The sequence below is a fragment of the Pseudofrankia saprophytica genome (assembly GCF_000235425.2).
In the GTDB taxonomy this organism is placed as follows: Bacteria; Actinomycetota; Actinomycetes; order Frankiales; family Frankiaceae; genus Pseudofrankia; species Pseudofrankia saprophytica.
This window is the reverse complement of record NZ_KI912266.1, coordinates 6,469,005-6,480,789: the sequence shown is the minus strand read 5'-3', so window position 1 is coordinate 6,480,789 and position 11,785 is coordinate 6,469,005. Positions and strand designations below refer to the sequence as shown.

General features: G+C 72.1%; 8 protein-coding genes. 3 read left to right on the top strand and 5 right to left on the bottom strand.

The genetic code is table 11. From position 1 onward, the window contains the following. Positions 1-167 precede the first annotated feature (167 nt). Entirely contained in the window at positions 168-950 is a 783-nt protein-coding gene (locus FRCN3DRAFT_RS0227475; RefSeq protein WP_007519547.1) for a pyrimidine reductase family protein, read from the bottom strand. A 116-nt stretch (positions 951-1,066) separates the two neighbouring features. Beyond that, a complete protein-coding gene (locus FRCN3DRAFT_RS46590) occupies positions 1,067-1,951 on the bottom strand; it encodes a prephenate dehydratase (RefSeq protein WP_007519546.1) in 885 nt (294 codons plus the stop codon). Between the two features lie 296 nt (positions 1,952-2,247). On the opposite strand from FRCN3DRAFT_RS46590, the gene FRCN3DRAFT_RS0227465 reads away from it, so the two are divergent. The 3 genes from FRCN3DRAFT_RS0227465 (at position 2,248) to FRCN3DRAFT_RS0227455 (ending at position 4,450) form a co-directional block, all read left to right on the top strand. Then, complete coding sequence (locus FRCN3DRAFT_RS0227465) at positions 2,248-2,715, top strand: NfeD family protein (protein WP_027140989.1); 468 nt, start codon at positions 2,248-2,250, stop codon at positions 2,713-2,715. Beyond that, the gene (locus FRCN3DRAFT_RS0227460) at positions 2,712-3,716 is read left to right on the top strand and encodes an SPFH domain-containing protein (protein ID WP_007519542.1); all 1,005 of its coding nucleotides are present in this window, start codon (positions 2,712-2,714) and stop codon (positions 3,714-3,716) included. The genes FRCN3DRAFT_RS0227465 and FRCN3DRAFT_RS0227460 overlap by 4 nt, the downstream gene beginning before the upstream one ends. A 212-nt stretch (positions 3,717-3,928) precedes the next feature. Next, positions 3,929-4,450 (top strand): DUF2231 domain-containing protein, encoded by a 522-nt coding sequence (locus tag FRCN3DRAFT_RS0227455; RefSeq protein ID WP_007519540.1) that lies wholly within the window; start codon positions 3,929-3,931, stop codon positions 4,448-4,450. Positions 4,451-4,657: 207 nt separating this feature from the next. On the opposite strand, the gene treZ is transcribed toward FRCN3DRAFT_RS0227455, so the two are convergent. The 3 genes from treZ to glgX are packed head-to-tail and all read right to left on the bottom strand — an operon-like array spanning position 4,658 to position 11,373. Beyond that, on the bottom strand, positions 4,658-6,565 hold the full coding sequence (gene treZ, locus FRCN3DRAFT_RS0227445; RefSeq protein ID WP_007519536.1) for a malto-oligosyltrehalose trehalohydrolase: 1,908 nt from the start codon (positions 6,563-6,565) through the stop codon (positions 4,658-4,660). Positions 6,566-6,612: 47 nt separating this feature from the next. Continuing rightward, complete coding sequence (gene treY, locus FRCN3DRAFT_RS0227440; protein WP_007519534.1) at positions 6,613-9,162, bottom strand: malto-oligosyltrehalose synthase; 2,550 nt, start codon at positions 9,160-9,162, stop codon at positions 6,613-6,615. A gap of 48 nt (positions 9,163-9,210) precedes the next feature. Then, entirely contained in the window at positions 9,211-11,373 is a 2,163-nt protein-coding gene (gene glgX / locus FRCN3DRAFT_RS0227435) for a glycogen debranching protein GlgX (protein WP_007519532.1), read from the bottom strand. Between the last annotated feature and the right edge of the window lie 412 nt (positions 11,374-11,785).

Below are 11,785 nucleotides of genomic sequence, written 5' to 3'. Positions count from 1 at the left end.
GGTAGATCGAGGTGCCCACCACGGTCCGCCGCCCTTCGCCCACCCGGTGCCCGCCCATCGCCCGGGACTGGCCGGCACGCTAGCCAGCTCGCGGCGCGCTCGGAAGGCGTCGACCGTCGGCTGTGGACGGCCGCTGACCTGTGGATATGGCGGTTGGTAGCGGCTCGTTACTGATCGCGGGCGAGCTGGTAGCGAAGGAACAGCTCGCCATCCTCCTCGAGCAGCTGCCTCAGCGTCATCGTCCGCGCCGACGGCCAGGGAAGCCCGGCGACGATGCCAAGATGCCCCGGTCCGCCGAGAAGCGGGGCGATCGTCAGGCACAGCTCGTCGAGCAGTCCGGCACCGACCAACTGGCCGTGCAGCACCGGGCCACCCTCCGTGAGTACCCGCGGCAGGCCGCGCGCGACCAGCTCGGCGAGCGCCACCCCCAGCTCCACGCGCTCGTCGCCGCAGACGACGACCTCGGCGACCTCCCGCAGCGCCGCCGCCCGCTCCGCCGGCGCGCTCGCCCGGGTGAGCAGCAGCGGCCGGACCTCGGCCGCGAACAGGCGTGCCGCCGGGTCGAACTCCAGCGATCCGCTGATCACGGCGATCGGCGGGACGGGCGCGAGCCCGGCCGCGACCCGGATCTCCCGCCGCTCGGGCGGCACCACCGCCGGGCCGTAGTCCTCGGTCCGCGCGGTGCCCGCCCCGACGAGCACGACGTCGGCGAGCCAGCGCAGCGTGCGGAACACCCGCCGGTCCGCCGGTCCGCCGAGGCCGCCCGAACGGCCGTCCACCTCGGCGGCGCCATCCGCCGACGCGACGAAGTTCGCGCGGACGTGGGCGGTGCCGAGAGGGAGCACGGGCACGGCGTAGGCGGCGTCCAGGTCGTCCTGGGTCAGGTCGCCCTGGGCCAGGTCGGACCGGGGCGGCGAGCTCGGTTCGGGCACGGGCAGGATGCGGCGCACCGGCCCGACCCTAGCGCCCGGTCCAGGCGGAATGTGCCGGCAGTGCGGCGGTTCATGACGACGCCGCGCTCCACGGGACGCGCCAGCCGGCCATGACGGCGCGCTCCGCGGCCGCGCTAGCTGGCGCCGTTCCCGGGCCGGGCGGCGGCGGCCTGGCTGGTGAAGCGCTCGCGGTAGCGGCTGGCGCGGTAGACGCCGAGGATGCGGTAGTCGGCGAAGAAGGCGAGCTCCTCGAACGCCCGCGCGACGGCCGGCTCCTCCGGGCTGCCCTCGACGTCGGCGAGGAACTGGGTGGCGACGAAGTGGCCGCTCACCATGAAGCTCTCCAGCTTCGTCATGTTGACGCCGTTCGTGGCGAAGCCACCGAGCGCCTTGTAGAGCGCGGCCGGCCGGTTCTTCACCTTGAAGAAGAACGTCGTCACCAGCTCGTGCACGCCGGCGGCGGCCCGCAGGTTCTCGCCGGAGAAGATGAGGAACCGGGTGGTGTTGTGGTCCTCGTCCTCCAGGTCGGCGCGCAGGATCGCCAGCCCGTAGACCTCGGCGGCCATCCCGGAGGCGATCGCCGCCCTGGTCAGGTCGCCGGACTGGGCGAGCTCGCGCGCGGCCCCGGCGGTGTCCGCGTCCGGCACCGCCCGCAGGCCGAGCCCCCGCAGTGCCTCCCTGCACTGGGCGAGCGCCTGCGGGTGGCTGTGCACGGCCTTCAGCCCGTCGAGCGTCGCGCCGGGCAGCGCCATGAGCTGGTGGTGCACCGGCAGGAAGTACTCGCCGATGATGTGCGCCTTCGCCTGCGGCAGCAGGTGGTGGATGTCCGCGACCCGGCCCGCGGTGGAGTTCTCCACCGGGATCATCGCCAGCTCCACCGTGCCGTCCTCGATCGCGGCGAAGCACTCCTCGAACGTCTGGAACGGCACCGCGTCGAAGTCCGGGTAGACGTTCCGACAGGCGAGATGGGAGTTCGCTCCAGGCTCGCCCTGGTAGGCGATGCGCTGCCGGGATGTCATGACGGGCACGGTGTCGTCACGGTTCCTTTGTCGAGGTCGGGCGGCACCGCCGACCCGGCGGCACCAGCGCCCTGGCGGCGCCGTCAGGGTGGCGGCGCGAGGCTGTCGTCAACGGTACCCAACCCGCTGGGCCGGCCGAGCCGAGCGGCCGGCGGCACGCTCGTGGAGGGGAAAGGCGCTGATCCGCCGGGTCCGCGTGAGCGTTTTTCGCGATGGCCGAACCGACTGATTTCCTGTTTGTCCGGCGGCCGACATTGCCAGGCGGAAAACCGCATGATCAGGCCTACGATGGAGTCGTGCCGGCCGAGGTTGTCTGGTTCGTGGTCGCGGGGGCGCTCGCGGTCGGTGAGCTGCTCACCGGCGGTCTCTACCTGCTCATGCTGGCCTGCGCGGCGCTGGTCTCCGCGCTGGTGGCGCTCCTCGGCGGCGACACGGCCTGGCAGGTCGTGGCGTTCGTCGTCGCGTCGGGCGGCCTGACCTTCGGGCTGCGCCCGATCGCCCGCCGCCATCTCATGAACACCCCGCTCGTCGCCACCGGCACGGATGCGCTGGTCGGCAGCGAAGGTGTCGTCCTGGAGCGAGTCGACCGTGACGACGGCCGGGTGAAGATCAGGGGCGAGGTCTGGTCGGCACGGGCCTACCCGGAGGACGCCGTGCTCGCCGCCGGCAGCCGGGTGCGGGTGCTGCGCATCGACGGGGCAACCGCCATCGTCCACCTGGAAGAGATCCCGGGGCCGCAGGCTCCACGAGGAGAGTTGGCATGACCGGTGGACTGATCGTGGCGGTCGTTCTGGCGTTCGTCGCGCTTATCTTCGTCGTCCGAACAATCAAGATCGTTCCGCAGGCCCGTGCGATGGTCGTCGAGCGGCTCGGCCGTTACAACCGCACCCTCGTGCCGGGGCTCGCGCTGGTGGTGCCGTTCGTCGACCGGATCCGGGAGCGCATCGACCTGCGCGAGCAGGTCGTGGCCTTCCCGCCCCAGCCGGTGATCACCGAGGACAACCTGGTCGTCGGCATCGACACGGTCCTGTACTTCCAGGTCACCGACCCGCGCGCGGCCACCTACGAGATCGCCAACTTCATCCAGGCGATCGAGCAGCTCACCGTCACCACGCTGCGCAACGTCATCGGTGGCCTGCACCTGGAGGCCGCGCTCACCTCGCGGGATCAGATCAACACCCAGCTGCGCGGCGTGCTCGACGAGGCGACCGGCAAGTGGGGCATCCGGGTCAACCGGGTCGAGATCAAGGCCATCGAGCCACCGCGCTCCGTGCAGGAGGCGATGGAGAAGCAGATGCGCGCCGAGCGGGACCGCCGGGCGGCGATCCTCGGCGCCGAGGGCATCCGGCAGAGCGAGATCCTGCGGGCCGAGGGCGAGAAGCAGGCGGCGATCCTGCGGGCCGAGGGCGACCAGCAGGCGCAGATCCTGCGCGCGGACGGCGAGGCGAAGGCGATCGCGACGGTGTTCGCCGCCATCCACGCGGGCGACGCGGACCAGAAGCTGCTCGCCTACAAGTACCTGCAGACCCTCCCGGAGATCGCCCAGGGGCAGGCCAGCAAGCTGTGGATCGTCCCGAGCGAGCTGACCACCGCGCTCGGCAACGGCCTCGGCGAGCTGAACGGCCTGCTCGGCAAGATCTCGGCCCCGGCCCCGGCGCCGTCGGCCGGCGTCGCGGACCCGGACGCCACGCCGCGCCCCGGCAGCCGCCTCGACAAGGGACCGATCCGCGCCACCCCGGAACCGGGTGAGCATCCGACCTCGTAGCGGGGCATCGGCCTGCCGCGCGGCGCACAGCCGGCCGGCGCACTTCGGCGCTTGACGAAGGGTAAGTAGTAAGCAGCCTGCTAAGGCGCCGGAGATTCTCAGGAGATTCCCAGCCAACGTGGGCAAGGTCGGATGCGATCTCCTCTGTGGCCAGTAGCCGCGGCGGCTGATCTGTCACCTCACCCGCCCTGCATCTCCACCAGGAGGCCGCGTTGCCCGCTACCGTGTTCGGGCTGCCCACTCACGCCCTGATCGTTCATGCCTCGGTTGTGCTGATACCACTGGTGGCGACACTGCTGGTGCTCAGCGCGCTGTGGCCACGGCTGCGGCGTAACCTCGGGCCCCTGCCCGCGCTAGGCGCCGCAGCCGCGCTCATCCTGGTTCCGGTCACGACGTCGTCCGGGGACAAGCTGCGCGAGCGGCTGGGCGCCGACAACCCGCTGATCGAACGGCACGCGGATCTCGGCGAACAGCTGCTGCCCTGGGTCGCAGGCCTGTTCGTGGCCGCCCTCCTGATGCTCTGGGTGGACGGCTGGCGCCCGACCGCCTGGGCGACACCGGCGCCGTCAGGGGCGGGGTCCGCGGGGCAGGCCAGGCCGCGCGCGCTGGTACTCGCCGCGTCGCTGATCGTGGTGGCGCTGGCCGTCGTGACCGTCGTGGAGGTGGTCCGGATCGGGCATTCCGGTGCCGATGCGGTCTGGAAGGGCACCGCCGCCGCCTCGTCGACGGGCTGACCGCCGATCGGCGATCTGGCGACCCTGGGCGGGGCGGATTTTCCGACGGCGGGCCGGGCGGCGACGATAGGGCCATGGCTACGTACGTGATTCTGCTGGTAGTGGTCCTGCTGTTCGCGCTGGGCCTGCTCGGGCTGCTGTACTTCGTGCTCCGCCGCGCCGAAAGCCCCCAGGAGACCACCCGGAGACGCTGACCACCCGGGGACGCTAGGGGGCCGGTACCGGGCGGTGCTCCCCGAGGTGGCGCGGCAGCAGCCGGGCGATCACCACGGACTCGCCGTCGGTCTCGACGCTGTCCGGCTGGTAGACGAACCCGGGGGTCGACGCGGCCAGTACGTCGATCACCACGCCGCCCGGCCCTGGCAGGTCCGCCTGCTCATGGGCCGGCCCCGTCGGGTCGATGGGGATCGACTGCCGCGTCCCCGACAGGTTGCACACCACGGCGATCTCGGCCGGCGGGCCGCCCCGGTACAGCACGAACCACCGGGCCCGCTCGTCGTAGGCGCAGCGCACGCCGGCCCAGGACGGGTCGGCCAGGTCCGCGACCGTGCGCCGCAGCCCGATCAGGCGCCGGTGCCAGTCGAGCAGGCCTCGGTGCGGCTCGGCGGCCGGCTGCGACCAGTCCAGCTTCGATCGGGTGAACGTGGCCTCGGCCTGCGGGTCGGGCACGTCGCCCGGGCGCCAGCCATGGGCGGCGAACTCGGCCCGCCGGCCGTCGCGGACGGCCTGGGCGAGCCAGTCCGCCTCGTGGTCGGTGAAGTAGGCCCAGGGGGTGGTCGCGCCCCACTCCTCGCCCATGAACAGCATCGGCGTGAACGGCCCGGACAGCAGCAGCGCGGCGCCGACCCGCAGCAGGCCGTCGGACAGCGTCGCCGCCGCCCGGTCACCGATGGCGCGGTTGCCGACCTGGTCGTGGTCCTGCAGGAAGGTGACGAGCCGGGACGCCGGCACCGACGGCGGGATCTTCCGCCCGTGGGCGCGGCCGCGGAACGTCGAGTACGTCCCGTCGTGCACGAATCCGCCCTCGAAGGCCTTCGCGAGCGTCGCGAGCGAGCCGAAGTCGCGGTAGTAGCCCTGCCGCTCACCGGAGAGGGCCGTCCACAGCGCATGGTGGATGTCGTCGGCCCACTGGCCGTCCATCCCGTGGCCGCCGGCCTCGACCGATCTGATCATCCGCGGGTCGTTGAGGTCGGACTCGGCGACGAGGAACAACGGCCGACGCTGGTGCCCGCCCAGGCGGTGGACCGCCGTCGACAGCTCCTCGAGGACGTGCATCGCCCGGCTGTCGCGCAGCTCATGCACCGCGTCCACCCGCAGGCCGTCGCAGTGGTAGTCGCGCAGCCAGGCGAGCGCGCTGTCGACGATGAGGGCCCGCACCTCGTCGGAGCCGGCGTCGTCGAGGTTGACGGCCGAGCCCCACGGGGTGGCGTACCGGCCGGTGAAGTACGGGCCGAACCGGCCCAGGTAGTTCCCGTCGGGCCCGAGGTGGTTGTAGACGACATCCATGACGACGCCGAGGCCGCGGGCGTGGGCGGCGTCGACGAACCGCCTGAGCCCGTCCGGCCCTCCGTACGGCTCGTGGACCGCGAACAGGCCCACGCCGTCGTAGCCCCAGCCGTGCCGGCCGGGAAACGCGTTCACCGGCAGCAGCTCGACGGCGTCCACGCCGAGGTCGACGAGATGATCGAGCCGGCCGGCAGCGGCGTCGAACGTCCCTTCCGGGGTGAATGTGCCGATGTGCAGCTCGTAGAGCACGCTTCCGCCGAGCGGCACGCCCCGCCAGCCCTGGTCCGTCCAGGCGAACCGGCCGTGGTCGGCGACCCGGGACCGGCCGTGCACCCCGTACGGCTGCCACGCCGACCGCGGGTCGGGCAGCTCCTCGTCCGTGCCGTCGAGCCGGAACGCGTAGTCGGTGCCGTGCCCGGCGCCCGGCACCTCCGCCGTCCACCAGCCGCCGGGACCCGCCGCCAGGTCGGTCACCAGGTCGTCCGCCGGCTCGGCGGCGCCACCGGTGCCCGGACCGCCGGCATCACCGGCCGCGGGCGGGTCACCGGGCCGCGCGGTGACGACGGCGACGGACTTCGCGAGGGGCGCCCAGACCCGGAAAGTGCTCATCGCCTCTGTCTTACCGCCGGCACCCCCATGCCCTAACGCCGGGTGGTCTACGGGACGCGGATGAGCATGGTGACGGGGAAGTCGCGCAGGAGGCGCAGCACGTAGGCGGTGCCGCCGTCGTGGCGGCGGCCGGTGAGGACATCGAGCCAGCGGCCGTCGGGCAGGGCGAGCGTGGTGTCCCGCCAGCCACCGCCGCGGCGCAGACCGAGCACCAGCCGGGGCACCACGGTCACCACCGACTCGGCCCTGGTGAACGCCACCAGGTGCTCCGCCGCCGAGCCCGCCGCCCACAGGGGCCGGTAGGACGCCCCGGGCCCGAACCATTCGGGGTGCTCACGGCGCACCCGCAGCGCCCGGGAGACCACCAGCAGCTTGGCGGCGCCGGTGTCGTCGAGCGATGGCGGGCGCCGCGGCAGCGGGTCGGTGCCGAGCTCGCCGAGCAGCTTGGTGCGCTCCCCGAAGTTCACCGGCCGGCGGTTGTCCGGGTCGACCAGCGAGTGGTCCCACAGCTCCTGGCCCTGGTAGACGTCCGGGACGCCGGGCGCGGTGAGCTGCAGCAGCCGGGCGGCCAGCGAGTTCTGCCGGCCGAGCTCGACGATCGTGGAGACGTAGTTCTCCAGCGCGGCGACGAAGTCCGGGTCCTCGAGGGCGGCGTCGACGTAGGTGGTGAGCGCGTTCTCGTACGCCGGGTCCTGGTCGCTCCACGAGGTGTGCGTCTTGGCCTCGCGGACCGCCTTGAGCATGTACTCGCGGACCCGCTCGGCGGTGATCGGCCAGGCGCCGACCAGGACCTGGATCAGGTGGTAGACGGTGTCCGGGTCCGGCCAGCCGCGTTCGGCGTCGGTGTGCCGGTAGCCGAGCCGGCCGAGCTGGCGGACCACGTCCGCCCAGCCGCGCGGGTCCTCCGAGAGCACCGCCAGGCGCGCCCGCACGTCCTCCGAGCGCTTGGTGTCGTGGGTGGACAGCGTCGTCATCGTCAGCGGCCAGGTCCGCGCCGTCGTGACGTTGGCCTCGTGGAACTCGTGGACGGCGCTGCGTGGATGGCCGGGCGGGAAGGCCGGGTAGGCGCCGGGGTCACCGCCGACCTCGTTGAGCGCGACCAACTGGCCGAACCGGTAGAACGCGGTGTCCTCGACGCCCTTGGCCATCACCGGGCCGCAGGTCTGCTGGAAGCGGACGACGAACTCCGCCGGGCCGCCGAGCGCCAGGTCCTCGATCAGGTCGATCTCGGTGGCGCGGCGCGGGATCCGGCGGCGCGCCTCCTCACAGGCCCGGACGACGTGCGAGCGGGCCTCCAGCGACGGGGTGCCGTCCGGGCGGACGTAGGCGCGGTAGACGCCGAAGCCGGCGAGCACCTCGCGCAGCGCCTCGCGCAGGCCGGTGCGGGTCAGGTCGGCGCGGTCCCGGCGGGCCTCGGTGAGCGCGAGCGCCGTCAGCCGGTCCAGCTCGGGGCGCAGCACGTTGTCCAGCACGTCCAGCTTGGCCTGGTGCGCGGTGTGCGCCCAGTCGGGCGCCTCGCCGGAGACCTCGGCGTAGAGCGCGGCCAGCGGGCGGGCGGCGAGTGGGTCGAGGAAGAGCCGGGTGATCCGGTTCAGCGCCTCGTAGCCGGTGGTGCCGTCGCAGGCCCACGCCTCGGGCAGGGACTCGTCGCCCTCGAGGATCTTCTCGACGACCGTCCACACCCCGCCGGTCGCGTCCGAGAGCCGGCGCAGGTACTCCTCCGGGTCGGCGAGGCCGTCGGGGTGGTCGATCCGCAGGCCCTCGACGGTGCCGGCGCGGACCAGGTCGATGAGGAGGCGGTGGGTGGCGGCGAAGACGTCGTGGTCCTCCTGGCGCAGCGCCGGAAGGGTCGTGATGTCGAAGAACCGCCGGTAGTTGAGCTCGGTGCCGGCGGTGCGCCACCAGCACAGCCGGTAGTACTGGGCGTCGAGCGTGCCGGCCAGGTCGTCCGGGTCGGCGGTGCCGGGCGCGACCGGGAGGACATGGTCGTAGTAGGTGATCACCCAGTCGTCGCCGTCGACGGTGTCATCGCCGGCGCCCACGTCGCCGAACCCGGCGAGGTCCCCGGCGCCGGTCTCCGCGGCGTCGGCGGTCCTGACCAGGGAGATTTCATCGGCCTCGAGGCAGTCGTGCAGCGGCTGGCCGAGCAGCGGCATCAGCACCTTGCCGGGGTTGTCCGTCGACGCCCAGTCGATGTCGAACCAGTTGGCGTAGGGGGAGTCGGGGCCCTCGCGCAGCACCGACCACCAGACGGGGTTCGCGGTCTGCGGGGTCGGGATCGCCATGTGGTTGGGCACCACGTCGACGACGAGGCCCAGACCCGCCCGCCGGCAGGCGGCGGTGAGCCGGCGCAGGCCGCCGACGCCGCCGAGCTCCGGGCTGATCCGGCCGTGCTCGACGACGTCGTAGCCGTGCATCGAGCCGGGGGCCGCCTCCAGGACCGGCGACAGGTACAGGTGCGAGACGCCGAGCGCCGCCAGATACGGCACGATCACCGCGGCGTCGGTGAAGTTGAACTCCAGGTGCAGCTGGAGCCGGTAGGTCGACGTGGGCACGACCCGGGTGCGCTCGTCGCCAGTCGGGCCGCCGTCGCTCATCGACACCCCTCCATCCGCTCCATCCGCCCCGAAGCGGCTGATCCGGGCTTAGTCGGCACGGCGCAGGACGAGCGTCGAGCGGGCGTCGAGGGGGACCGCGTCTCCGGCCTTGACCAGGTGGGGGCCGGCGTTCGGCTGCGGGGCGTCGCCCTGGGACTGGGCGGAGACCCGGGTGTCGACGACGATCTCCCAGCTGGGGCCGAGCTCCACCGGCGGCACCTGGAAGCTGACCGTCTCGTGGTGGGCGTTGAAGAACATCAGGAACGAGGTGTCGAGGACCGGCTCGCCGCGTTCGTCCGGGTCGGGGATGCCGTAGCCGTTGAGGAACACGGCCAGCGAGCGCGCGGTGCCGGACTCCCAGTCGTGGTCGGACATCTCGCCGCCGTCCGGGCGCAGCCACACGATGTCCTTCAGGCCGTCGTCAACCCCGTACTCCCCGTCTCCCGTTCCCCGGATCGGGGCGCCATGGAAGAACCGGCGGCGGCGGAACACCGGATGCTCGCGGCGCAGCCGCGACACCTCGGCGGTGAACCGCAGCAGGCCGGAGTCCTGGGCGGCTGGCGACCAGTCCAGCCAGCTCGTCTCGTTGTCCTGGCAGTAGGCGTTGTTGTTGCCACCCTGGGTGCGGCCCATCTCGTCGCCGGCGACGAGCATCGGCACCCCCTGGGACAGGAACAGCGTCGTGAGGAGATTACGGGCCTGCGCACCGCGCAGCGCGAGCACCGCCGCGTCGTCCGTGGGCCCCTCGGCCCCGCAGTTCCACGACCGGTTGTCGTCGGAGCCGTCCCGGTTGTCCTCGCCGTTCGCCTCGTTGTGCTTGCCGTTGTAGGAGACCAGGTCGGCGAGCGTGAAGCCGTCATGCGCGGTGACGAAGTTGATCGAGGCGATCGGGCGCCGGCCGTTGAACTGGTAGAGGTCGCTGGAGCCGGTCAGCCGGGAGGCGAACTCGGCGATGCCGTGGTCGGCGCCGCGCCAGAAGTCGCGGACGGTGTCGCGGTACTTGCCGTTCCACTCCGTCCACAGCGCGGGGAAGTTGCCCACCTGGTAGCCGCCCTCGCCGAGGTCCCACGGCTCGGCGATCAGCTTCACCTGGGAGACGATGGGGTCCTGCTGCACCAGGTCGAAGAAGCTCGACAGACGGTCGACATCGTAGAACTCGCGGGCGAGCGTCGCGGCCAGATCGAAGCGGAAACCGTCGACGTGCATCTCCGTCACCCAGTAGCGCAGCGAGTCCATGATCAGTTGGAGCACGTGCGGGTGGCGGACGTGCATCGTGTTGCCCGTGCCGGTGTAGTCCATGTAGTACTGCGGCTCGTCAGCCATCAACCGGTAGTAGCCCGCGTTGTCGATGCCGCGGAAGCACAGCATCGGGCCCAGGTGGTTGCCCTCGGCGGTGTGGTTGTAGACGACGTCGAGGATCACCTCGATCCCGGCGTTGTGCAGGTCCCGGACCATGCCCTTGAACTCCTGGACCTGCTGGCCGAGGCCGCCGGAGGCGGAGTAGGCGTTGTGCGGGGCGAGGAACGCGATCGAGTTGTAGCCCCAGTAGTTGCGCAGGCCCCGGCTCACCAGGTGCTCGTCGTGGACGAACTGGTGAACGGGCATCAGCTCGACGGCGGTGACCCCGAGCTTCTGGTAGTGCTCGATCATGATCGGGTGGGCGACGCCGGCGTAGGTGCCGCGGTAGCCGTCGGGTAGATCGGGGTGGCGCATCGTGAGGCCGCGGACGTGTGCCTCGTAGATGACCGTCTTCTCGTACGCGGTGCGCGGCGGCCGGTCGCCGTTCCAGTCGAAGAACGGGCTGATCACCACCGACTTCATCACGTGTGGCGCGGAGTCCGCCGTGTTGAGGCTGTCTGGTTCGCCGAAGGTGTAGCCGAAACACGCCTGGTCCCAGTCGATCTCACCGTCGACGGCCTTGGCGTAGGGGTCGAGCAGCAGCTTGTTCGGGTTGCAGCGCACGCCGTGGGCCGGGTCGTGCGGGCCGTGGACCCGATAGCCGTAGCGCTGGCCCGGTCCGACCCCGGGAAGGTAGCCGTGCCAGACGAAGGCGTCCTTCTCGTGTAGCTCGATGCGCTGCTCGGTACCCCCGTCGTCGAACAGGCACAACTCGACCCGCTCCGCCACCTCGGAGAAGATCGCGAAGTTGGTGCCGGATCCGTCATATGTGGCGCCCAGGGGATAAGGGTGGCCAGGCCAGACCTGCGACATACCCGCGAAGCCTACGGAATCTACCCCCACATGGGTCCGGTGGCCGCCCGCGCGCCTGGTGTTCCGTGGACGGAGGAGCCTCTCCCGGCCCGCGGGGAGAGGGGGAACGCGCGACGGGAAACCCGACGGCGGCGAGCACGGACCAGCGTGTCGTGGCCCAAGGGGCCGTCCGTCACAGAAGCGGACCGGAACCGCCACACCGCGGGCTGGTGCGCGGTGACACGGATCGGACACGCGCCGGAGACCTCGCCGACACCTGGCCTGGACTGTCACCCGGATTGCGGGTCAGATAACTCGTTTGGGTGGCCAAACCGGTGGTCCGCGACCCCCGTGACATGGCACGATCGTCCCGTACCCGGCACAGGCCCACCGCTGACGAGACGCAAGGGGAAGGCGTTCCTCGTCGACGGAG